The 23,005-nt window shown below is 69.8% G+C and carries 20 protein-coding genes; 11 read left to right on the top strand and 9 right to left on the bottom strand.

What is annotated here, in order from left to right:
- Nucleotides 1–109 precede the first annotated feature (109 nt).
- From BN159_RS19510 to BN159_RS19495, 4 genes are read left to right on the top strand one after another with little or no spacing between them, the layout of a single operon-like run.
- The gene (locus BN159_RS19510) at nt 110–874 is read left to right on the top strand and encodes a redox-sensing transcriptional repressor Rex (protein ID WP_015658712.1); all 765 of its coding nucleotides are present in this window, start codon (nt 110–112) and stop codon (nt 872–874) included.
- The gene (locus tag BN159_RS19505) at nt 871–2,568 is read left to right on the top strand and encodes a glutamyl-tRNA reductase (protein ID WP_015658711.1); all 1,698 of its coding nucleotides are present in this window, start codon (nt 871–873) and stop codon (nt 2,566–2,568) included. Before BN159_RS19510 ends, BN159_RS19505 begins: the two co-directional genes overlap by 4 nt.
- Nucleotides 2,565–3,524, top strand: coding sequence for a hydroxymethylbilane synthase (hemC, locus tag BN159_RS19500; RefSeq protein ID WP_015658710.1), 960 nt, complete (start codon nt 2,565–2,567; stop codon nt 3,522–3,524). The genes BN159_RS19505 and hemC overlap by 4 nt, the downstream gene beginning before the upstream one ends.
- On the top strand, nt 3,521–5,221 hold the full coding sequence (locus BN159_RS19495; protein WP_015658709.1) for a bifunctional uroporphyrinogen-III C-methyltransferase/uroporphyrinogen-III synthase: 1,701 nt from the start codon (nt 3,521–3,523) through the stop codon (nt 5,219–5,221). Before hemC ends, BN159_RS19495 begins: the two co-directional genes overlap by 4 nt.
- Nucleotides 5,222–5,245: 24 nt before the next feature.
- On the opposite strand, the gene BN159_RS19490 is transcribed toward BN159_RS19495, so the two are convergent.
- Entirely contained in the window at nt 5,246–6,640 is a 1,395-nt protein-coding gene (locus tag BN159_RS19490; RefSeq protein WP_015658708.1) for an FAD-binding oxidoreductase, read from the bottom strand.
- 240 nt (nt 6,641–6,880) lie between these two features.
- Between BN159_RS19490 and hemB the strand changes: the two genes are divergently transcribed.
- Nucleotides 6,881–7,873, top strand: coding sequence for a porphobilinogen synthase (gene hemB / locus BN159_RS19485; protein ID WP_041819546.1), 993 nt, complete (start codon nt 6,881–6,883; stop codon nt 7,871–7,873).
- Nucleotides 7,874–7,889: 16 nt separating this feature from the next.
- Here hemB and BN159_RS19480 read toward each other — a convergent pair whose 3' ends face one another.
- A complete protein-coding gene (locus tag BN159_RS19480) occupies nt 7,890–8,573 on the bottom strand; it encodes a DUF4232 domain-containing protein (RefSeq protein ID WP_015658706.1) in 684 nt (227 codons plus the stop codon).
- A gap of 162 nt (nt 8,574–8,735) precedes the next feature.
- Here BN159_RS19480 and BN159_RS19475 point away from each other — a divergent pair, with 162 nt between their 5' ends.
- Nucleotides 8,736–9,998 carry a helix-turn-helix domain-containing protein gene (locus BN159_RS19475; protein ID WP_041819544.1) on the top strand — a complete coding sequence of 421 codons (1,263 nt, stop codon included), beginning with the start codon at nt 8,736–8,738 and terminating at the stop codon, nt 9,996–9,998.
- Here BN159_RS19475 and BN159_RS45785 read toward each other — a convergent pair.
- Entirely contained in the window at nt 9,995–10,168 is a 174-nt protein-coding gene (locus BN159_RS45785) for a hypothetical protein (protein WP_015658704.1), read from the bottom strand. The genes BN159_RS19475 and BN159_RS45785 overlap by 4 nt on opposite strands.
- 261 nt (nt 10,169–10,429) lie before the next feature.
- Here BN159_RS45785 and BN159_RS19465 point away from each other — a divergent pair, with 261 nt between their 5' ends.
- Together BN159_RS19465 and BN159_RS19460 are read left to right on the top strand one after the other, a co-directional pair.
- Nucleotides 10,430–11,626: an aminotransferase-like domain-containing protein gene (locus BN159_RS19465; protein WP_015658703.1), complete on the top strand. Its 1,197-nt coding sequence runs from the start codon at nt 10,430–10,432 to the stop codon at nt 11,624–11,626.
- Nucleotides 11,627–11,696: 70 nt separating this feature from the next.
- A complete protein-coding gene (locus BN159_RS19460) occupies nt 11,697–12,500 on the top strand; it encodes an arylamine N-acetyltransferase family protein (protein WP_015658702.1) in 804 nt (267 codons plus the stop codon).
- On the opposite strand, the gene BN159_RS19455 is transcribed toward BN159_RS19460, so the two are convergent.
- Nucleotides 12,434–13,264: a helix-turn-helix domain-containing protein gene (locus BN159_RS19455; RefSeq protein ID WP_015658701.1), complete on the bottom strand. Its 831-nt coding sequence runs from the start codon at nt 13,262–13,264 to the stop codon at nt 12,434–12,436. The genes BN159_RS19460 and BN159_RS19455 overlap by 67 nt on opposite strands.
- The gene (locus BN159_RS19450; RefSeq protein ID WP_015658700.1) at nt 13,261–13,992 is read right to left on the bottom strand and encodes a peptidoglycan-binding protein; all 732 of its coding nucleotides are present in this window, start codon (nt 13,990–13,992) and stop codon (nt 13,261–13,263) included. The genes BN159_RS19455 and BN159_RS19450 overlap by 4 nt, the downstream gene beginning before the upstream one ends.
- 221 nt (nt 13,993–14,213) lie before the next feature.
- On the opposite strand from BN159_RS19450, the gene BN159_RS19445 reads away from it, so the two are divergent.
- Complete coding sequence (locus BN159_RS19445) at nt 14,214–14,663, top strand: peptidoglycan-binding domain-containing protein (RefSeq protein WP_015658699.1); 450 nt, start codon at nt 14,214–14,216, stop codon at nt 14,661–14,663.
- Nucleotides 14,664–14,735: 72 nt separating this feature from the next.
- On the opposite strand, the gene argS is transcribed toward BN159_RS19445, so the two are convergent.
- A complete protein-coding gene (gene argS, locus BN159_RS19440) occupies nt 14,736–16,487 on the bottom strand; it encodes an arginine--tRNA ligase (protein WP_015658698.1) in 1,752 nt (583 codons plus the stop codon).
- A gap of 207 nt (nt 16,488–16,694) precedes the next feature.
- Between argS and lysS the strand changes: the two genes are divergently transcribed.
- On the top strand, nt 16,695–18,437 hold the full coding sequence (lysS, locus tag BN159_RS19435) for a lysine--tRNA ligase (RefSeq protein WP_041819540.1): 1,743 nt from the start codon (nt 16,695–16,697) through the stop codon (nt 18,435–18,437).
- A gap of 54 nt (nt 18,438–18,491) precedes the next feature.
- Here lysS and BN159_RS19430 read toward each other — a convergent pair whose 3' ends face one another.
- The 3 genes from BN159_RS19430 to BN159_RS19420 form a co-directional block, all read right to left on the bottom strand.
- Entirely contained in the window at nt 18,492–19,742 is a 1,251-nt protein-coding gene (locus tag BN159_RS19430) for a DUF2637 domain-containing protein (RefSeq protein WP_015658695.1), read from the bottom strand.
- Nucleotides 19,743–19,818: 76 nt separating this feature from the next.
- On the bottom strand, nt 19,819–20,664 hold the full coding sequence (locus tag BN159_RS19425; protein WP_015658694.1) for a DUF3558 family protein: 846 nt from the start codon (nt 20,662–20,664) through the stop codon (nt 19,819–19,821).
- 109 nt (nt 20,665–20,773) lie between these two features.
- Nucleotides 20,774–21,604: a hypothetical protein gene (locus BN159_RS19420; protein ID WP_015658693.1), complete on the bottom strand. Its 831-nt coding sequence runs from the start codon at nt 21,602–21,604 to the stop codon at nt 20,774–20,776.
- A 168-nt stretch (nt 21,605–21,772) separates the two neighbouring features.
- Between BN159_RS19420 and BN159_RS19415 the strand changes: the two genes are divergently transcribed.
- A complete protein-coding gene (locus tag BN159_RS19415; protein WP_015658692.1) occupies nt 21,773–22,966 on the top strand; it encodes an RtcB family protein in 1,194 nt (397 codons plus the stop codon).
- The last annotated feature ends 39 nt before the right edge of the window (nt 22,967–23,005 follow it).

Raw genomic sequence — 23,005 nt, 5'->3', positions numbered from 1 at the left:
AATCGGACACCATCTTTGTGCACGCGTTCACAAAGACATAGCCTGCTTTCGACGGGGCGGTCTGGGGACGTACGACCGCCCACAGCCCCGCTCTACCCGCAGGAGCACCGTGGCAACTGGCCGAACTCACCGACCGGCGACCCGTAGCCGAGGGATTCCCGAGGCCACCGTCGCCAGGCTTCCGCTGTACCTCCGCGCGCTGACCGCACTGTCGGAGCGCTCGGTACCCACGGTCTCCTCCGAGGAGCTCGCGGCCGCGGCGGGGGTCAACTCCGCCAAGCTGCGCAAGGACTTCTCCTACCTCGGCTCCTACGGGACGCGCGGTGTGGGGTACGACGTCGAGTATCTCGTGTACCAGATCTCCCGCGAACTGGGGCTGACCCAGGACTGGCCGGTTGTGATCGTAGGAATCGGTAACCTCGGCGCCGCGCTGGCCAACTACGGCGGGTTCGCGTCCCGTGGTTTCCGGGTCGCGGCGCTGATCGACGCCGATCCCGCAATGGCCGGAAAGCCTGTCGCCGGGATCCCCGTGCAGCACACCGACGACCTCGAGAAGATCATCGAGGACAACGGCGTGTCCATCGGCGTCATCGCCACCCCGGCCGGTGCCGCGCAGCAGGTGTGCGACCGGCTGGTGGCCGCCGGGGTCACGTCCATCCTGAACTTCGCGCCGACCGTGCTGACCGTCCCGGACGGCGTGGACGTGCGCAAGGTCGATCTCTCCATCGAGCTTCAGATCCTCGCCTTCCACGAGCAGCGCAAGGCCGGCGAGGAGGCCGCGGCCAACGAGGGCGCCGGTGCGGTGCCCGCGGTGCGCGGTGACTCCGGCGACAAGGGACCCGACGGGGACGTACCCGCCGTGATGCCGGCATGAGTCTTCTCGTCGTAGGACTGAGCCACCGCAGCGCTCCGGTGAGCGTGCTGGAGCGGGCCGCGCTGAGCGCGGACGCGCAGATCAAGCTGCTTCAGGACACCGTCGCGGCGGAGCCGGCCGGCGAGGCCGCGGTGCTCGCGACCTGCAACCGGATCGAGCTGTACGCCGACGTGGACAAGTTCCATGCCGGTGTCGCCGAGCTGTCGACGCTGCTGGCTCAGCACAGCGGGGTGGGGCTCGATGAGCTGACGCCTTACTTGTACGTCCATTACGAGGACCGGGCCGTCCACCACCTGTTCTCGGTGGCCTGCGGTCTGGACTCGATGGTCGTCGGCGAAGGCCAGATCCTCGGGCAGATCAAGGACTCCCTGGCCCGGGCGCAGGATCTGCACACCGCCGGGCGGCTGCTGAACGACCTCTTCCAGCAGGCTCTGCGGGTCGGCAAGCGGGCGCACTCCGAGACCGGGATCGACCGGGCCGGCCAGTCGCTGGTCACCTTCGGGCTTGAGCAGCTCTCCGGTGGTACGGCTGTGCAGGACTGGGCGCGTGGGAAGTCCGCGCTCGTCATCGGCGCCGGGTCGATGTCCTCGCTGGCTGCCGCGACGCTGGTGCGGGCGGGGGTCGCGGAGGTCGTGATCGCCAACCGTACGGCTGATCGGGCCGAGCGGCTTGTGGAGATCCTCAACGAGGGCGGTACGGGCGGGGTGGCCCGTGCGGTGTCCATGGACGCGGTGCGGGATGAACTGACACGTGCCGATGTGGCGGTTTCCTGTACGGGGGCCACGGGGCTTGTACTGGGGTCCGAGATGATCGCGGCGGCGCTGAAGGGCCGTGGGGCGATTGCGCAGCCCGGCGCTTACGCGGCGCCGCCCTCTGTGGTTGCGGGGGCCGCCCAAGCGGCACGACTGCCCGCAGGCTCTGCCAACGAAGAGAACTGTCCGCTGGACCTCACTTCCATCCAGCCCGGCTTCTCCGTGATGGGTGAGGCAGCCGTCGCCGGTATGGACGCGGCCACGCTTGAGCAGCACGCCGCCTGGGTCGACAACGGGATTCCTCGGCCGTACAGCCCTGCCGACGAGACCGAGGCCATCGCCGCGCTCGCTGCCGCTGTTGCCACCGTCGGGCGGATTCCTGAGCGGCGTAAGCCTGAGGCGGTTGTCGAGGTGCCGCGGCCGGAGCCCGTGCTCTATCTGCTCGATCTCGCCATGCCTCGGGACATCGACGCCGCCGTGCATCGGCTCGGCGGGGTTCGGCTCGTGGACATCGAGTCGTTGGCCGAGGCTTCCGCCGACGCTCCCATGGCCGCCGACGTCGACCAGGTGCGGCGGATCGTCTCCGACGAGGTCGCCGCCTTCGGCGCGGCGCTTCGGGCCGCGCACATCACGCCCACCGTGGTCGCGCTGCGGACCATGGCCGCCGATGTCGTCGCCGGTGAGATCGCCCGGCTCGAAGGGCGGCTGCCGGGTCTTGACGACAAGCACCGCAGCGAGATCACCCAGACCGTGAAGCGCGTCGTGGACAAGCTCCTGCACGCGCCGACCGTACGGGTCAAGCAGCTCGCGGCCGAACCCGGCGGCGCCGGGTACGCGGACGCGCTGCGGACCCTGTTCGACCTCGACCCCGAGACGGTGGCCGCCGTCTCCCGGGCCGAGGACAGCACAGAGAAGCACGACCAGAACCGAGGGCCGGCATGAACGACAAGGCACTACGGCTCGGGACTCGGCGGAGCAAGCTCGCCATGGCCCAGTCCGGGCAGGTGGCGGACGCCGTGAGCCAGGTGACCGGACGGCCCGTCGAGCTCGTCGAGATCACCACGTACGGGGATGTATCGCGGGAGCACCTCGCGCAGATCGGCGGCACGGGTGTGTTCGTGACCGCGCTGCGCGACGCGCTGGTGCGCGGCGAGGTCGACTTCGCCGTGCACTCGCTGAAGGACCTGCCGACCACGCAGCCCGAGGAGCTGGCGCTGGCCGCCATTCCGCTGCGCGAGGACCCGCGCGACGTGATCGTCGCCCGGGACGCGCTGAAGTTCACCGACCTGCCGCGCGGGGCGCGCATCGGTACCGGTTCGCCGCGCCGCATGGCGCAGCTGAACGCGTACGCCCGCGCGCACGGCCTCGATATCGAGACGGTTGCGATCCGCGGGAACGTCGACACGCGGATCCGGTACGTGCACGATGGTGAGCTCGATGCGGTCGTGCTGGCCGCCGCCGGACTGAACCGGATCGGTCGCATCGACGAGGTGACCGACTTCCTGTCGGTCGACACGGTTTTGCCCGCCCCCGGCCAGGGGGCCCTGGCGATCGAGTGCACCGCGGACAACGCGGACCTCATCGCCGCGCTCGGTGAGCTCGACGACCCCTTCACCCGGGTCGCCGTCACCGCCGAGCGGTCACTGCTCGCCGCCCTGGAGGCCGGCTGCTCCGCCCCCGTGGGCGCGTTGGCCGACCTTTTGACTGACGGGCAGATTGTCAAGGAAATGCGCCTGCGCGGCGTCGTCGGCACGACCGACGGCACCCGCACGGTGCAGCTGTCCACCACCGGTCCCGTGCCCGAGACGCACGAGCAGGCGCTGGCACTCGGTCGCGAACTCGCCGCCGAGATGCTTGCGCAGGGCGCGGCCGGTCTGATGGGGGAGCGAGCACAGTGAGCCCCACCACCCTTCCCGCCGGCCTTGAACACGGGCACGTCACCTTCCTGGGTGCCGGACCCGGGGATCCGGGACTGCTGACTCTGCGCGCCGTTGAGGCGCTGGCGAACGCGGATGTTCTCGTCGCCGAGCACGAGGTGCTCGACGTCGTCCGCGTCCACGCCAGGACAGGCGTCGCCGTCGTGAACACGGATCCCTCTGCGGAGCCGGGTCCGGGCACAGGCACGCCTCAGCTGGCGGTTGTTGACGGCGCGTCAACAACCGCTGGTGCACCCGCTGTGCGGGATGCGGCACATCTTGTCATGGAGGCCGCGCGGGGCGGCAGGCGGGTCGTGCGTGCGGTGTCCGGGGACCCCGGGCTCGACACGTACGCCGCCGAGGAGATGCTGGCGTGCGCCGCGGCCGGGGTGCCTTTCGAGGTGGTCCCCGGTGTCGCGGCCGCGGTCGGTGTGCCCGCGTACGCCGGTGTGCCGCTGCGCGACGCGCACGGCGCGGATGTGCGGTTCGTGGACGCGCGGACGGCGTCGGACCGGTGCTGGACGGAGGTCGGTGCCTCGGACGGGACGGTCGTCGTCACGACGACGCTCGACTCCGTGGGCGCTGCGGCCGGTGAGCTGGTGGCCGCCGGTCGTAAGCCGGACACCCCGATGACGGTCACCGTCGCCGGTACGACCACGCGTCAGCGGACCTGGACCGCGACGCTCGGCACCATCGCGCAGACGCTGAAGCAGGCCAAGGTGCTGCCCTCGCCGGAAGGCGGGCGGCCGGTGATAGCCGTGGTCGGTGAGCGGTCCGCGGCGGCTCAGCGTGAGCAGCTGTCGTGGTTCGAGTCCAAGCCGCTCTTCGGGTGGCGGGTGCTGGTGCCGCGCACCAAGGAGCAGGCGGCTTCGCTCTCCGACCAGCTTCGGTCGTACGGGGCGGTTCCGCACGAGGTGCCGACGATCGCCGTCGAGCCGCCGCGGACGCCGCAGCAGATGGAGCGCGCGGTCAAGGGCCTGGTGACCGGCCGCTACGAATGGATCGCCTTCACCTCGGTGAACGCGGTCAAGGCGGTGCGCGAGAAGTTCGAGGAGTACGGGCTCGACGCGCGGGCGTTCGCCGGTATCAAGGTCGCCGCGGTGGGCGAGCAGACGGCGAAGGCGCTGATCGCGTTCGGTGTGAAGCCGGATCTCGTGCCGTCGGGCGAGCAGTCGGCCGCGGGTCTGCTGGAGGACTGGCCGCCGTACGACCCCGTCTTCGACCCGATCGACCGGGTGTTCCTGCCGCGGGCGGACATCGCCACGGAGACGCTGGTCGCCGGGCTGATCGAGCTCGGGTGGGAGGTGGACGACGTCACGGCCTACCGGACCGTGCGGGCGTCGCCGCCGCCGGCGGAGACGCGGGAGGCGATCAAGGGCGGTGGCTTCGACGCGGTCCTCTTCACCTCGTCGTCGACCGTCCGGAACCTGGTGGGTATCGCCGGTAAGCCGCACAACGTGACGGTGATCGCCTGTATCGGTCCCGCCACGGCGAAGACCGCCGAGGAACACGGGCTGCGGGTCGATGTGATGGCTCCGGAGCCGTCCGTGCACAAGCTGGCTGAGGCGCTGGCCGACTTCGGCGCGAAGCGGCGGGACGCGGCGGTGGAGGCCGGGGATCCGGTCACTCGGCCGAGTGAGCGTCGGCCGGGGGCGCGGAGGCGTCGTTCGACGACGTGATCTGACCTTGAGCCTTGGCCACACCTATGTCGGGGGAACGGTGTGGCCGAGGCTCAGTAGGTTTTTGGGGTCGTACCTGGTCTTCGTCTGCTGGAGGCGCTGGTAGACCTCGGGGGTCCAGGCTCGGGCCCGGTCCTCTGCGCTGCCCGGGGTGCCGTGGAGGTTGACCATGGTGCGGCCGGTGCCGTACGGGGACATCGCCGTGTACAGGGAGCGGGTGGCGTGTTCCACCGCCTCTGCCGCGGGGGGTGCGGCCAGGACTCCTACGGCTTCCAGCAGGTACTCGGCGTCACGGGAGCAGACCGCGTCGTCGATGGCGGCGGGGCGGGAGAGCGCGCCGCCCATGTGCCGGATCTCGATCATCAGCAGGGGGCAGTCCGGGACGTCGGGTCCTACCTCGGCGAGGAAAGTCTGCACCGCGTCCGGGGGCAGTTCGCGGAGCAGGGCGCAGGATTCGCGGGCGGGGAGTGGGTCCTGGGGGTCCAGGAAGATGCGGTCCACGGCTGTGTACGGCATGTCCTCCACCGTGTCGACGACTACCGGTGCGGCTGCGCGGAGCGGTGCGAGGAGGTTTTCGCCCTCTGCCGTGTCGCCGATCCAGGCCAGGCAGACTCGGGCCCAGAAGCCCCCTCGGAAGGGCTCGGGGATCTCCGGGAACGGGGGCAGTCTCAGCAGGCTGAAGGTGCTGTTCATCTGCGTCGGTACCGTGCGTGTCCAGTCCGCCCAGGTGCGTAGGAGGGGCTCGGCGTCCTGGCCCGCGCAGTAGATTCCGCCGCCGAGGATGTTCGACAGGCGGGGCAGCTCTGTGACCAGCGAGGTGACGACTCCTACGTTTCCCTTCCCGCCGCGTAGGGCCCAGAAGAGGTCGGCTTCGTGGTCCGCGTCTGCCTCGTACAGGGTGCCGTCGGGTGTGGCTACCTGGAATGAGCGGACCATGTCTGCTGCGTAGCCGTACGTCCGGCCCAGGACGGGGAGGCCGCCGCCGAGGGTGTAGCCGATGGCGCCCGCGTCGGTGGAGGAGCCGTTGAGGGCGGCGAGGCCGTGGGGGGTGGCGGCGTCGAGGACGTGCCGCCATTTCGCTCCCGCGGAGATCGTCGCGGTGTTTTCGTCCGGGTTGACGGTCACCTCGGTCATGCCGGCGGTGTTGATCAGCAGGCCGTGGCTGATGGGGAAGTTGGCGCCGTGGCCGGTGGCCTGTACGGCGACGGGGGTGTTGGTGGCGGATGCCCAGCGCAGGGCGGTGACGATGTCGTCGGGGCCTGTTGCGCGGATGACTATGTCCGGGGTGTGCAGGGCGGCGAGGTTGAAGCCGGTGACTGCTTCGGCGTAGTCGTCCTCGCCGGGGCGTAGGACCTGGCCGTGGATGTCCGAGAGGGCGAAGAGGTCGGGGGTGTCGTGGTGGCGGGCTGGGGCGGTCATGGGGTCCTCCGCGGTGGGCTTACGGAGGGACGGCGGCGGTCGGGGGGCGGCCGTCGGGGTCCTGGGTTCGTGTTCTTCCAGGATGGCCTGTGGGGGTGGGCTGTGCAGGTTGGTGGGTACGGGTTCGCTGGGGTTGCCGTAGGGGTAGGCGCAGCTACGTAGCTGCGCACGTTCTCTCGTGCCGTGTGGCCGACATTGCGTCGGCATCGGGGTGGGTGGGGCGGGCGTAGCGTAGGCGGTATGACGACGTATGGATCCTTTCCCGGTACTCGGCCGCGGCGGTTGCGGGGCAGTGTGGCGATGCGGCGGATGGTTGCCGAGACTCGGTTGGACCCCGCGGACTTCATCCTTCCTGCGTTCGTGCGGGAGGGCGTCAGCGAGCCGGTGCCTATTGCCGCGATGCCCGGGGTTGTGCAGCACACTCGGGACAGTTTGAAGAAGGCCGCCGCGGAGGCTGTTGCCGCCGGGGTTTCCGGGATCATGTTGTTCGGGGTGCCGGAGGAATCCAAGAAGGATGCTCTGGGGACCGCCGGGACCGATCCCGATGGGATTCTTCAGGTTGCTCTGCGGGATGTTCGTGCCGAGGTGGGGGACGAGCTTCTTGTGATGTCCGATCTGTGTCTCGACGAGACCACTGATCACGGGCACTGCGGGGTGCTTGACGAGCACGGGCGGGTCGACAACGACGCCACTCTCGAGCGGTATGCCGAGATGGCTCAGGTCCAGGCCGACGCCGGTGCCCATGTCGTCGGGCCCAGCGGGATGATGGACGGGCAGATCGGGGTCATTCGCGACGCCCTCGATCAGATCGGGCGGGAGGATGTCGCGATCCTGGCCTACACCGTCAAGTACGCCTCCGCCTTCTACGGTCCGTTCCGGGAGGCTGTTGGCTCCTCGCTCAAGGGGGACCGCAAGACCTACCAGCAGGACCCCGCCAACGTACGGGAGTCCATGCGGGAGTTGGCCCTCGATCTGGAGGAAGGGGCCGACATGGTGATGGTCAAGCCTGCCGGGCCCTATCTCGACGTCCTTGCGCGGGTCGCCGACGCTGTCGACGTGCCGGTTGCCGCCTATCAGATCTCCGGTGAGTACTCCATGATCGAGGCCGCCGCCGAGAAGGGCTGGATCGATCGGGATCGGGCCATTCTGGAAGCCCTCACCGGGATCAAGCGGGCCGGCGCCCGGAACATCCTCACCTACTGGGCCACCGAAGTGGCCCAGAAGCTGCGGTAGTTCACGTCAGGGCGGTTCAGTTCAGGGCGTCCTCCGGGTCCGTCTGCCAGTACGTCACCGTCAGCGAGCTGTCGTAGTACACGCCCTTCGCCGGCAGGCTCGGGAGCGCCGCGGCGCCGCCCTCGCTGTTCGGGGTCCTGCCCTGGAACATGACCGTCAGCTTCTTGGCGGTCATCCCGCCGTCCCCGCTGCCGTCGGCCGCGCTGAGCAGCACGCCCGCGTAGCCGGAGTCACCGGGGGCCAGGGTCGGCACCGCCTGGGGCTTGCTCTCCGGCCGGGCCTGCGGCGCCCACTGCATCTCGTCGAAGCGCAGCACCGGGTAGTACATCAGCGAGCACGGCTTCGAGCCGGTGTTCGTCACCGTCAGCAGCATGTGGTTCAGGGGGCGGGACACCGTCTGGGCGGTGACCTTGGTGTTCGAGCCGTTGCAGATGGCCGGCTGCTCCGAGGACGCGGCGGGCTCGTTCGAGTCCGAGGGCTCGGAATCGTCCGACTCGTTCGTCTGCTGCGGCTCCGGGGCGGACTCTCCATCCGGCCGTTCTGTCTGCTCCGTCTGGTCCGTCTGCGAAGGCTGCGTTGCCGTCGGCTTCGCCGCGCCCTCGTCTTCGGCGCCTGTGCCGTTGTCGCACGCGGTCAGGGCGAGGGTGGCGAGGGCTGCGCCCGTGGCGGCGAGCAGGCGGGCGTGGCGGAAGGTGCGCATGGCTGGTTCCTTGTCCGTGTCTACGGGGCTCTGCTGTGGATGAGGAGAGCTTGTGCGATCTTTTGTCCCGGGCGCAGCCACCGTTGGGGGATACGGGACACTGGAACGCCTGCGATGCGTCTGACGTGGGGAAACACCTTTCCCCTGGAACGGGGGAATGGGATGACGGGGGACGGGTTCGCCGCGTTTCTGCGGGAGTTGAAGGACCGTTCCGGGCTCAGCTACGGGGTGCTCGCCAAACGGCTGCACATGAGTACGTCGACACTCCACCGGTACTGCAACGGGGATGCCGTACCTACTGATTACGCGCCCGTCGAACGGCTCGCCCGGCTCTGCAAGGCATCTCCGGAGGAGTTGGTCGAGCTGCATCGGCGTTGGGTGCTGGCCGATGCGGCGCGAGGGAAGAGGGCGGCGGATGCGACGCCGCCAACGGTCGTAGAAGTCGAGGAAGTTGCAGAGGCCGCGGAAATTGCAGAAGCCGCGGAGGTCGCAGAAGTCGTAGAACCTGAGACCGGCCCCGCGCCTCGTCGCCGTCCCCGCCTCCCTCGCCGTACCGCCGTCCTCGCCGGAGTCGCGCTCGCCGCCGTTCTCGCCGGAGTCGCCTTCGCCGTAAGCCCGTTCAACGGTGACGACAGCCGCAACGGCGGTACGAGCGACGCCGGTCGGCGAAGTCCCCTCGGCGCTGCGGCGTCCCGTGACGTCCCCCCGTCGCCGGACAAGTCCTCACCGTCCGCCTCCCCGTCCCCCTCCAAGAGCACCGGCGCCGACAAGAGCACCCCGCCCGCGGCGCCGCCCTCCGCGAGCCGTTCGCAGAGCGACTCCGTGCCGCTGACCGTCACCACCCGGCCGTACGCCTGGGAAGGCCCCTGTTCCCAGCACTACTTGATCGACCGGGAGGCGGCCAAGGTGCCTCCGCCGCCGTTCGAGCAGGAGGCGCCTGCCTGGGTCGGGGCGCATGGGGCGGTGTCGGCGAAGGAGCAGTTGGTGACGCTGACCGTGCAGGGGACCGGGGCGGAGACCGTGGTGCTGGACAGCCTGACCGTGCGCGTTGTCGCCAAGGACACGCCGCTGCCCTGGAACGACTACGTCATGGGTGTCGGCTGTGGCGGCAATGTGCCTACCCGCCCCTTCTCCGTCGCCCTGGACGCGGCTCGTCCGGTCGTGGTGGCCGGGGCTGGGCAGCGGGACTTCCCGTTCTCGGTGAGCGAGTCGGATCCGGAGGTCTTCCGGATCACCGCCGACGCCTCGGCGTACGACGTGCGTTGGGTGCTGGAGCTGGCCTGGTCCAGCGGCGGCCGGAGCGGCAAGCTCGTCCTCGATGACGGGGGTGAGCCGTTCCGTACGAGCGGCAACAACGGCCGTCCGGCGTACGAGTTCCCGCTCGGCGGGGAGAAGTGGCTCCCGTCGAGTGGCGAAGGCTCCTAAGGCTGCTCTTGCTGGACGCCGGTCGACGGGCCTTCGTCGCGCAGGCCCTTGCCGTCCTCGCAGCCGGTGAGGGCGCCTGCCAGCACGCCCAGCAGGACTGTCGCGGCTATCAGACGCAAACGCAGACGCAGGCGCAGGCGCAGGCCTGGGCGTAGGCGCAGTGCGGACATGGCGGGCCCTTTCGAGGACGGTTCCGGGGGAGGTCTCAGCGTGCGATGCGCGTCGGCGCGGAAGCCAGCTTCGCGCGGGAATTCGGGACGCGGGACGGATGGAATGGGCTCTGACCTGCACGGATATGACATCCCGGGAGGGTGGGTCGGGACGCTGGAAGCGGTGCGGCCGCGTCCGTATCGTGAAAAGCTCCTTGTAGACGGCACTTAGTTGCCTAGGGTGCGGGCAACAGCCGTGTCGCGTATTCGAGGAGCCGCCGCATGATCGTTGTCGAGCCCGCGCCCGTTCCGCCGCTCGCTGCGCGGGCCCGGTCCGTCGGTGGTTCACCGGTACGGGACATCCTGGCCGTCACCGCCCGCCCCGAGGTGATCAACTTCGCGGGTGGGCTGCCGGCGCCGGAGCTGTTCGACGTGGACGGGATCGCGGCGTCCTACCGGGCGGTCCTCGCCGAGGTGCCAGAGCGGGCGCTCCAGTACTCCACGACCGAGGGCGAGCCGAGTCTGCGGGCCGCGCTCGCCGACCGTACGTCCGTCCGAGGGCTCCCCACTGACGCCGACGACGTCCTGGTCACCACCGGTTCACAACAGGCGCTGTCCCTCCTCGCCACCGCGCTGCTGGAACCGGGTGACGTAGTCCTCGTCGAAAGTCCCTGTTATCTGGCGGCACTTCAGGCCTTCGCCTTCACCGGCGCCCGGGTGGTGGCCGTGCCCGGCGACGGGGACGGCGTCGATCCCGCCGCGCTGGAGGAGCTGGTGGTACGGGAGCGGCCCAAGTTGCTCTACACCGTCCCCACCTTCCAGAACCCCACCGGACGCACCATGCCCGCCGACCGCCGGGCCGCCGTCGCCTCCGTCGCCGCCCGGCACGGGCTGTGGCTCGTCGAGGACGACCCGTACGGCGAACTGCGCTTCGAGGGCGAGCGGGTGCCGTGGATCGCCGCGCATCCGGGTGCCGAGGACCGTACCGTCCTGCTCGGCTCCTTCTCCAAGGTCATGGCACCCGGTCTGCGGCTCGGCTGGCTGCGGGCCCCGGCGGCGCTGCGTCGCGCGTGCGCGGTCGCCAAGCAGGCGGCGGATCTGCACACCCCGACCGTCAACCAGCTCGCCGCGGCACGGTACTTGGCCGACCGGGACCTCGATGCCCACGTGGCGCGGGTGGCGCGGGTCTACGGCGAGCGGCGCGACGCCATGCTGGCGGGGCTGGCGGACGCGCTTCCGCCGGGCTCGACCTGGAACCGTCCGGAGGGCGGCATGTTCCTCTGGGCCCGGCTGCCGGAGTCGTACGACACGGCTGCGCTGTTGGCGCAGGTGGTGCGGCAGGACGTTGCCTACGTGCCGGGCGCGCCCTTCTACGCCGGTGACCCCGATCGCTCGACCCTGCGCCTGTGCTTCGTCACGGAGACGCCGGAGCGGATCGGGGAGGGGTTGCGGAGGTTGGGGCGGGGACTGGGGGACTAGGACCGAAGTCCCGGGGCCGATGCGGCTGGGGACCGCCGACGGGGCCCGGGTGGCTGCCTAGGGTTGGGGCATGTCCGACACTGTGGAGTTCGACCTTGACGCGTATCTCGGCCGGATCGGCTGGGAGGGGGGACGCGGGGCCGATCTGGGCACCCTGCGGGGCGTTCACCTGGCGCATTCCCGGGCCATTCCGTTTGAGAACCTGGATGCGTTCGGGGGTTCGGCGCCCTCGCTCGATCTCGGGGATCTCATGGCCAAGTTGGTGTACGGGCGCCGCCGCGGGGGGTACTGCTACGAGCACAACACGCTCTTCCGTACCGCCCTGGAGGCCCTCGGCTTCCAAGTGACCGGCCTCGCCGCGCGTGTTGTGCTCGGGGCCGAGCGGCCCGAGAGTCGCCCTCGCGCCCATATGACCTTGCTCGTTCACGTCCCTGGTGACCCGCAGCCCTACCTCGCCGACGTCGGCTTCGGGTCGATCGGCGCGCTGCTGGAACCGGTGCCGCTGACCGCCGACGTGGAGTTCCGGGGCGCGGGCCGTCGGCACCGGCTCGTCCATGCCCCGCACCACGGGCCGCTGGAGCTGTGGGTGCTTCAGGCGCACGACGGGAAGGGCTGGGAGCCGCAGTACGCCTTCACTCTTGATCCCTTCGAGGCGCCCGACTACGAGGTCTTCAACTGGCATGTGGGCGCCAACCCGCGCTCGCCGTTCACCCAGAACCGGTACATCCAGCGTGTGACCGCCGAACGGCACATCCTGCTGTACGGCGAAGTCCTCACCGAGACGACGTTCGCCGACGGGACTGTGCATCAGCGCAAGGTCGCGGAGGATGACGTCGAGCGGCTGTTGGCGGAGGAGTTCGGCATCGAACTCTGACCGGTGGCGTGGGCGTCCACGCACTCCCTTCTGCCTTCGGTGGGCCGGAAGCACGCCCGGACCGTGGCGCCTGGGCGCGTCGCGGTCATGGGGGTGTAGACGTACGACTCCGCGTCGATGGCGTCCTTGATCCGGGTCGACTGGGTCCGGCCGCCGCCGCCCGCGCTGACCTCCAGACGGTCGCCGACCCGCGTGCCCCACATCCGGGCCCAACTGGTCCCGCACGCCTCGTTGTAGCGCAGTGCCACCCAGGCGCCGGAGGCCGTTCGGTGCTCGGAGAGGTTGGCGGGGCTCTTGCCGCAGCCCATGTGCATGGGGTCCTGGCCCTCGCAGGCTGCGGCTCGGCAGCGGGGGCCGGTGGGGGAGGGGGAGGCGGAGGGGGCGTTGTCCTCGCTGGGGAGGAGAAGGGCGAGCGCCGCTGTCCCTACCGCGGCGAGCAGTACGGCGGAGGCGGCCAGGAGTGGGGTGCGTCGGCGGGGGATCGGATGCGGCGGGTCCGGTTTCGGGTTCGGGGTCGGTGTCTCCCGTGCCCTGCCGCTCCACTCCGACTCCGCGATCTCCCACAGCGCCAGCAGCCGGCCCTCCGGTTCCCGGGCGATCCGGCACAGGTCCTGGACGGCCTGCCGGGGTGGCAGTGTTCTGCCGTTGAGGTAACGCTCCCAGGAGGACTTGCTGTACGTCGTCCGGTCCGCGAGCGCCTTCAGGCTCAGGCCGGTGCGGGACCGTAACTCCCGTAGCTCGGCGGCCAGTCGGGCGGGCGTCACGTGCGCAGCGCCTTCCAGGTGTGCGGGCCGATGATGCCGTCCACGACCAGATCCTCCCGGCGCTGGATCCGCTTGACCGCTCCTTGCGTCAACGGGCCGTAGATACCGTCGATTTCCCCCGGCGGGAATCCGGCCCGCAGCAGCAGACACTGCGCCTCCGCGACCTCGGGCCCGGCGTGGCCGTACGCCAGGATCGCCTCCCGCGTACGGCTGTTGCCCGCGTACCAGAGGCCGTCCGGGCCCCGCTCCACCCGGCACTCGTACGTCCGCTTCGATGCTGACGCGGATCGGGGCGGCGGTGAGGGTGCCGCCGGATTCTCGCCGCCGTCCGTGAATCGCACTATCAGCACCACCGAGGCGGCGACGGCCACCACCAGGGCCACCGTCCCTGCCACGAACGCAGCGCGCAGCGGCCGGCCGTGCGACCGCTCCGGCTCCGCCTCCGGTTCCGGTGTGGTGCGTCGGCTCCATGCCTCCGCTGCGACCTCGTGCAGGGCGAGCAGCCGGTCCGGGTCGTCGCCGGCGGTCCGGGCCATCGCCTCCACGGCCTCCCGGGGCGGCAGCGAACGGCCGCCCAGATACCGCTCCCAGGACTTCGCGCTGTACCCGGTCTTCGCGGCCAACTGCCGCAGGCTCAGCCCGCTGTGGTCCTTCAGCCGGCGCAGGCGTATCACCAACTGGCGCACCGGCGTGCTGAGTTCGGCGGGCAGCTCTTTCCAACGCGACATGCCTGAAATCACGGACGAGGACGGTGCGTGGTTCCGGGGGCGGTACGGAACCGGCCACCCGGCGTCCCGCCGTACCGTCCCGGCGGCCGGTGTCCCCGCAGGTCAGCGCGCGGGACGTCCCGGGACGCCGTCAGCTGCCCGGCGAGGCTGGCGGCCCTCGCTCCCCGGCCCGCAGTCTCGATGGCAACCGAACGCCGACCGACCAGCGAAGGGGGAAGGCAATGCGAGCAGTGACGAGGACCCTCGTCGGAGCGGGCACCGCCGTGGGGATCGCGGTGGGAAGCCTGGCGGCAGCGGGCACCGGCGCCGCGGCCACCGCACAGGACACCAAACCGGCGGTGGCCGCCGAGAGCGTGGCGCCGCTCGCCGTGAACAACCTCGGCCTGAGCAAGGCGCAGGCCAAGAACCTCCAGCGTGTGCTCCACCGGGACTGGGGCTACCCGGGTCCGATCGACGGCCTGCTCGGCACCCAGAGCTGGCAGGCGATGCAGCGCTATCTGAAGAAGCACTGGCAGTACCGCGGCCCGATCGACGGCATCGTCGGCAGCGGCACCGTCAAGGGTCTCCAGCGGATGCTCAAGCAGCACTACGGCTATCGGGGCGCCATCGACGACATCGCCGGTCCGCAGACCAAGGCGGCGTTCAAGCGGTTCGCCAACGACCACGGCTGAGCCGGCGTCGCCTGAATACGCCGCGGCCCGTCCTCCCGCGGGGGAGAGGACGGGCCGTGTGTCCTACAAGGACTAGAGCCGCTCGGGGGTCCGGATGCCGAGCAGGGCCATGCCCTGGTGCAGGGTCCGGGCGGTGAGGTCGCAGAGGAAGAGGCGGTTCTCCTTCTGCTCCTCGGTGTCGGCCTTGAGGACCGGGCACTGGTCGTAGAACGTCGTGTACAGCGAGGCCAGCTGGTACAGGTACGCGGCCAGCTTGTGCGGCGCGTACTCGGCGGCCGCCTCGAAGACCGTGCCGCCGAAACCGTCCAGGTGCAGGCCCAGCGCCCGCTCCGCCGGGGCGAGTTCCAGCTCGGGGTGCGCGGCCGGCTTCGACTCGCCCGCCTTGCGCAGGATCGACTGGATCCGGGCGTACGCGTACTGGAGGTACACGGACGTGTCGCCGTTCAGCGACACCATCTGGTCCAGGTCGAACTTGTAGTCCCGGTTCGGCGACGTCGACAGGTCCGCGTACTTCACGGCGCCGATGCCGACCTGCGCGGCCCGCTCCTGGATCTCGTCCTCGGTGAGGTCCTGCGACTTCTCCCGGACGACCTCGGCGGCCCGCTGCACCGCCTCGTCCAGCAGGTCCTCCAGCCGCACCGTCTCGCCCTCACGCGTCTTGAACGGCTTGCCGTCCGCGCCGAGGACCGTGCCGTAGCCCATGTTGTGGGCGGTGACCTCGTCGGTCAGCCAGCCCGCCCGGCGGGCCGTCTCGAAGACCATCTTGAAGTGCAGCGACTGGCGGACGTCCACCACATAGAGCAGGGACGTCGCGTGCAGGTCGGTGACCCGGTTGCGGATCGCGGTCAGGTCGGAGGCCGCGTAGCCGAAGCCGCCGTCCGCCTTCTGCACGATCAGCGGCACCGGCTGGTCGTCCTTGCCGCGGATCTCGTCGAAGAACACCACGAGCGCGCCCTCGGAGCGCACCGCGACGCCCATCTCCTCCAGGAGGCGGGCGGTCTCCGGCATGCCGTCGTTGTACGCCGACTCGCCGACGATCTCGTCGTCCCGGATCTCCATGTCCAGCTTCTCGAAGACGGAGTAGAAGTAGACCTTCGACTCGTCCACGAACTGCTGCCACAGCTCCAGGGTCTCCTTGTCGCCGGACTGGAGGGCGACGACCCGCTTCCGGGCCCGCTCCTTGAAGGCGTCGTCGGAGTCGAACACGGCACGCGAGGCCTTGTAGACCCGGTTCAGGTTGCTCATCGCCTCGGCACCGTCGACCTCGGACGCCGGGGTCAGCTCGCCCGGGTTCTCGATCAGGTGCTGGATGAGCATGCCGAACTGGGTGCCCCAGTCGCCGATGTGGTGCCGGCCGATCGTCTTCTCGCCGGTGAAGTCGAGCATGCCGCGGAGGGCGTCGCCGATCACCGCGGAGCGGAGGTGGCCGACGTGCATCTCCTTGGCCACGTTCGGCTGGGCGTAGTCGATGACCGTGATGCCAGCGTTCGCCTTCAGCGGCACGCCGAGGCGGTCGTCTGCGGCACGGGCGGCGAGGGTCTCGGTGATCGCGCTGTCGGCGACGGTGACGTTCAGGAAGCCGGGGCCTGAGACCTCTACGTCCTTGATCACGTCGCCGGTGACGATGTTGCCGACTACCTGGGTGGCCAGCTCCCTCGGGTTGGCCTTCGCCTTCTTGGCCAGCGCGAGGATTCCGTTGGCCTGGAAGTCGGCACGGTCACTGCGTCGCAGCAGAGGGTCCGCGTCAGCCTCCGGCAGGGAGGCGGACAGGGCGGACGTGAGGCGCTGGTTGACGAGATCGGTGAGCGACGTGACCGAGGCCATTAGGTGGGAGCCGTTCTCCTCGTGGGATGGGTAGACGGAGTCAGTATTTCATGGGGGGTAAAGGGGATTTTCCGCGTGCGGGCGGGTGGGGGCTGGTCGCGCAGTTCCCCGCGCCCCTGAAAACCAGGCGGCTGCGCCGCCTGGACGCCGCCTAGACTTGGGGCGCAGCCCTTTTGACCGTACTGGCTGCCCTGGAGAAAGAAGGACGTGCCGATCGTGGCTCAGAGCACCGAGATCACCGACTGGGTCTCCCGTTTCGCGGATGAGGTCATCGAGGAGTCGGAGCGTCGGGCCCCGGGCAAACCGGTCGTCGTCGCGTCCGGTCTGTCCCCGTCCGGGCCGATTCACCTGGGCAATCTCCGTGAGGTGATGACGCCCCACCTCGTCGCGGACGAGATCCGGCGGCGCGGGTACCAGGTCCGGCACCTGATCTCTTGGGACGACTACGACCGCTACCGCAAGGTGCCGGCCGGGATCGCAGGCGTCGACGAGTCGTGGGCCGAGCACATCGGCAAGCCGCTGACCTCCGTCCCGGCGCCGAAGGGCTCCGCGTACCCGAACTGGGCCGAGCACTTCAAGGTCGCGATGGTCGACGCGCTCGCCGAGCTGGGCGTGGAGTTCGACGGGATCAGCCAGACCGCGCAGTACACCTCCGGGGTGTACCGCGAGCAGATCCTGCACGCCATGAAGCACCGTGGCGACATCGACGCGATCCTCGACCAGTACCGGACCAAGAAGGCCCCCGCGAAGAAGCAGTCGCAGAAGCCGGTCGACGAGGCCGAGCTGGAGGCCGCCGAGGGGTCGGGCGCGGCCGCCGAGGACGACGGGTCCTCCGGCTCCGCCGGGTACTTCCCGTACAAGCCGTACTGCGGCAACTGCGAGAAGGACCTGACGGCGGTCACCTCCTACGAGGACGAGACCACCGAGCTGTCGTACACCTGCACGGTGTGCGGCTTCGCCGAGACCGTGCGGCTGAGCGAGTTCAACCGCGGCAAGCTGGTGTGGAAGGTCGACTGGCCCATGCGCTGGGCCTACGAGGGCGTCGTCTTCGAGCCGAGCGGTGTCGATCACTCGTCTCCCGGGTCGTCGTTCCAGGTCGGCGGGCAGATCGTCGGGATCTTCGGCGGCAAGCAGCCGATCGGTCCGATGTACGCCTTCGTCGGCATCTCCGGGATGGCGAAGATGTCGTCGTCGCGGGGCGGGGTGCCCACGCCCGCGGACGCCCTCCAGATCATGGAGCCGCAGCTGCTGCGCTGGCTGTACGCCCGGCGCCGCCCGAACCAGTCCTTCAAGATCGCCTTCGACCAGGAGATCCAGCGGCTGTACGACGAGTGGGACAAGCTCGACGCCAAGGTCGCCGACGGGTCGGTGCTCCCGGCGGACGCCGCCGCGCACTCGCGTGCGGTGCGCACGGCGGGCGGTGAGCTGCCGCGCACGGACCGGCCGATGCCGTACCGGACGCTCGCGTCCGTCGCCGACATCACCGCCGGGCATGAGGACCAGGCGCTGCGGATCCTGTCCGAGCTGGACCCGTCGAACCCGCTCGCGTCCCTGGACGAGGCCCGGCCCCGTTACGACAAGGCCGAGGCCTGGATCAACACGCACGTGCCCGCCGACCAGCGGACCATCGTGCGGTCCGAGCCCGACGCCGAGCTGCTGAAGTCCCTCGACGAGGCGTCCCAGCGTTCGCTGCGGCTGCTGCTCGACGGGCTGGCCTCGCACTGGTCCCTGGACGGCCTGACGCACCTCGTCTACGGCGTCCCCAAGGTCCAGGCCGGCTTCTCGGCCGACGCCACGCCCAAGGAGCTCCCGCCGGAGATCAAAACGGCCCAGCGCACGTTCTTCGCGCTGCTGTACCACCTGCTGGTCGGCCGTGACACCGGTCCGCGACTGCCCACGCTGCTGTTGGCGGTGGGGCAGGAGCGGGTGCGGGCGCTGCTCGGGGAGTAGACGGTACGCATGAAGAAGGGGCCCTCCGTTGGCGGAGGGCCCCTTCTTCATGGGTTACGCGATGTGCTCGTCCGCCAGTTCCGCGTTGAGGCGGTTGGAGAAGCGGTTGACCATGCGCTTGGCTTCCGCCTCGGGGAGGGAGACGCCGTAGGTCGCCTCTACGTCGGCCATGAAGCCGCGGGGGGTGGGGGCGCCGTTTCCGCTCTTTATCGACTCGCGGAAGACCTGGTAGAAGGCGTCCTCGTCCGGTTCGGCGGGTAGCGTGCCGCCGCCCTCGCCCAGCTCGCGGGTTCGGCCGGGGGCCACGGGAATGGGGAAGCTGCCGGTTTCCTCCGGGGAGGGTTCCGGGGCCGGGGGCTCTTCCTCGTGCCACTCTTCGTAGCTCGGGTCGTACGCGGGGTCGTAGCCGCCGTGGTACTCGATTTGTTCCGGGTGCCTTGCGTGGAGCCAGGGGCTTTCTTCCGGCTCGGGCTCGTAATCGAAGTGCTCGGGGTACTGGTTCGCGACCAGTTGGGGGCGCTGCTCGCTGTGAGGTGCGCCTTGCATTGGGACGGGCGCCGCCCCAGCGGCACGACTGCCCGCAGCTACGGCGGCATCCGCGGGGATCACCGCTGGTTCTATGCCTGCCGCCGCCAAACCTGCCGGCGCCGTTTCCGCCAACGGGACTCCGTACCTCGCCAGCCTCAGTGGCATCAAGGACTCCACCGGAGCCTTGCGGCGCCAGGCTCGGCCGTAGCGCGAGCGGAGGCGGGCCTGGTAGACGAGACGTTCCTGCTCCAGCTTGATGACCTGCTCGTAGGAGCGGAGCTCCCAGAGCTTCATGCGGCGCCACAGGAGGAACGTCGGGACCGGGCTCAGGAGCCAGCGGGTGAGGCGGACGCCCTCCATGTGCTTGTCCGCGGTGATGTCCGCGATGCGGCCGATCGCATGGCGGGCCGCTTCCACCGACACCACGAACAGGATCGGGATCACCGCGTGCATGCCGACGCCCAGCGGGTCCGGCCAGGCCGCCGCGCCGTTGAAGGCGATGGTGGCGGCCGTCAGCAGCCAGGCCGTCTGGCGCAGCAGCGGGAAGGGGATGCGGATCCAGGTCAGCAGCAGGTCCAGGGCCAGCAGGACGCAGATGCCCGCGTCGATGCCGATCGGGAACACATAACTGAAGTTCCCGAAGCCCTTCTTGAGAGCCAGCTCACGGACGGCCGCGTACGAACCGGCGAAGCCGATACCGGCGATGATCACTGCGCCGAACACGACCACGCCGATGAGAACGCGGTGTGTCCGGGTCAGTTGCGGTGGCCCGGCCACTCGTCTTCCCCTCCCCTTGCGTGTTGTTGCGCGCAACAGGGTGGCACATGTGTGCGGCGCACGTGTTGCCGGAGGGTCAGCTCTTCGCCGTCGCCTTCTTGGACGGGGACTTTGACGCCGACTTGGACGGGTTCGCGCCAGCCGTGCCGTCGTCCGAGCCGCCGTCCGTGCCGTTGGCCTTCGTCACCGCGGTCACCGCCTCCTTCGTGGCCTGCTTGGCCAGCTTCGTGAGGGTGTCCGCGCTCGGTGTCTTCTCCCCGGCGAGACCGGCGCCGTTGTAGTCGAGAGTGATGACGACGTTCTCGACGCGGGCCACGATCGTCTGCTGCTTGAAGGCGCCTTCCTTCTTCTTCAGGTCGTAGCGCACCGCCGTGGCCTCGTCGCCCGTCCCGGTGACCGGCTCCGACTTGACGTTCTTCGCGCCCTCCACCGCCTGGACGTCCTTGACCTGCTTGGCGTAGTACTCCTGGGCCAGCTTGTCGCCCGAACCACGGGTGACGTCCGACTCGAAGCGCAGCAGCGAGACATTCAGCCAGCGGAACTGCGAACCGTCCACGCCGTTGTTGTCCAGGCTGCTCCAGGAGCAGCTGGCGCGCGTCGAGGTGTCGTTGGACGCGCCCTCCTTGCCGGACTTGCCCGCCTTCGGCACGAGATCGCCGAGAGTGTCGCCCGACAGTACGTCACACGCCTCGGGCAGCTTGTTGTACGCGGCCGCCTGCACCGTGGGCGACGGGCTCGCCGACGTCGAGGTCTCGGCACCGGAGTTCTTGCTCGCGCTGTCCGAGCCGGAGTCCGAGGAACAGCCTGCGGCTATCAGCATCACCGGGACGGTGGCGGCGCCGAGAAATACCCGGCTCAGGCGCTTCGCTCGCTGGTTGAGCTGCTCTCGCTGTGCTGGTCGCTGCATGGTTCCTTCACTCATCGCGCTGCTCGTGCTCCTGCGGTCGGATCGGGTCCGAGGGGCCACGGTACGCGGTGAGCAAGCCGTGTGTTTCTCTTTCGCCGTCTTCACAAACGGCCTCGGACGGGGCTCAGTCGGCCAGCGTGTCCGCCAGCTCGGCCGCCAGATTCAGCGCCCTGTCCTGCATTTCCTTGCTGTCCGGGACCACGCCGACGGTGGCCGGCTGCTCCTCGTACTGGATGGTCACGATGACGTTGGACGTGCGGAACGCCACAGTCACCGTGCGCTGCTGGGCCGTCGAACCGGCGCTGCTCACCACATCGTTCACGAACGCCTCGTCACCGAGGTCGTCCAGCAGGCGGGGCCGGAGGTCGGTGGGGGTGGCGGACGGAGAAGGAGAAGAAGAGGAAGAGGAGGGGGAGGCGGAGCCCGAGGGGGATACGGAGGCCGATGCCGCGTCGGTCGGGGTGCTGGTCGCCTCGTCCACCGCCTCCGTGTCCGAGACCGTCGGCTCCGGGAGGTCGGCCTCGGTGCGCAGCGTCGCGAAGACCTGCTCGGCCTGGCTGTCGTCGCTGACGGCGTTGTCGTAGGACACGACCCGCTCGAAGTCGATGAAGAGATGGTCGGTGGCGTCGGCCGACTCCACCTTCCAGCGGCAGCCGACCTTGCGGTCGGTGTCGTAGGTGACGGTCGCGGTGCCCTCGTACGCCTTCTCGCGCTGGTCCTCGTCGGCGATCTGCGGGATGCCGGGCAGCAGGGTGTCGAGGGTGTCCGGGTCGACCGCGCCGCAGGGTTCCGGCAGGGTGCGGTACCGGCCGGGCTCGGCCGCCGCCGTCGCCGTACCGGAGTCGCCGGGGTTGGAACCGTCCGTCGGGCCGCCGTCCGCGGAGCTTCCGGTGCAGCCGGTCAGCAGTGCCGCGAGGAGCGCGACGGCGCCGGATACGTACGCCTTCCGCTGCACGGTCGGCTCCTCTCGCTGCGGAAATGGTTTGCGGGGCGGGGGCGGCCCCTGGAGACAATGTGTATCGCACGCACTGCCGTGAACGCCGGTCCGTTGTCCCTTTCGTTGACCTTGGCGCCGGTTTTGCGATTTAGGACTTGTGTCACCTGTCGGGGGAATGAGGACGATATGTCGTACGTAGAGATGCCCGGTGCGAAGGTTCCGATCCGGATGTGGACGGATCCGACGACGGTGGAGGACGTGGCCCTCCAGCAGCTGCGGAACGTGGCGACCCTGCCGTGGATCAAGGGTCTGGCGGTCATGCCGGACGTGCACTACGGCAAGGGCGCGACGGTGGGCTCCGTCATCGCGATGCAGGGTGCGGTGTGCCCGGCCGCGGTGGGCGTGGACATCGGCTGCGGGATGTCGGCCGTCAAGACGTCCCTGACCGTGAACGATCTCCCCGGTGACCTGTCGCGGCTGCGGTCGAAGATCGAGCAGGCGATTCCGGTGGGGCGCGGCATGCATGACGACGCCGTCGACCCGACGCGGATGCACGGCTTCGGCACGGCCGGGTGGGACGACTTCTGGGGTCGCTTCGACGGGGTCGCGGACGCGGTGAAGTTCCGGCAGGAGCGGGCCACCAAGCAGATGGGGACCCTCGGAAGCGGAAACCACTTCGTCGAGGTGTGCACCGACACCGACGGCGCCGTCTGGCTGATGCTGCACTCCGGGTCCCGGAACATCGGCAAGGAGCTCGCCGACTTCCACATCGGCGTGGCCCAGAAGCTCCCGCACAACCAGGGCCTGGTCGACCGCGACCTCGCCGTCTTCATCGCGGACACCCCGCAGATGGCGGCGTACCGCAACGACCTGTTCTGGGCGCAGGAGTACGCGAAGTACAACCGCTCGATCATGATGGCGCTCCTGAAGGACGTGGTCCGCAAGGAGTTCAGGAAGGCCAAGCCGACTTTCGAGCCGGAGATCAGCGCGCACCACAACTACGTGGCCGAGGAGCGCTACGAGGGCATGGACCTGCTCGTGACCCGTAAGGGCGCGATCCGGGCCGGCTCCGGCGAGTACGGCATCATCCCGGGCTCGATGGGCACGGGCTCGTACATCGTGAAGGGCCTCGGCAACCCGCTGGCCTTCAACTCGGCCTCGCACGGCGCGGGGCGGCGGATGAGCCGTAACGCGGCGAAGAAGCGGTTCTCGACGAAGGACCTGGAGGAGCAGACGCGGGGCGTGGAGTGCCGTAAGGACTCCGGTGTCGTGGACGAGATCCCGGGCGCCTACAAGCCGATCGAGCAGGTCATCGATCAGCAGCGGGACCTGGTGGAGGTCGTGGCGAAGCTGAAGCAGGTCGTCTGCGTGAAGGGCTGACCGCGAGGGCCCGAGTCGACATGGCTCGGGCCCTTGCTG

This window comes from Streptomyces davaonensis JCM 4913 (assembly GCF_000349325.1).
In the GTDB taxonomy this organism is placed as follows: domain Bacteria; phylum Actinomycetota; class Actinomycetes; order Streptomycetales; family Streptomycetaceae; genus Streptomyces; species Streptomyces davaonensis.
Note: the sequence above shows the minus strand (reverse complement) of the source record. Positions and strands in the feature narration are given on the sequence as shown.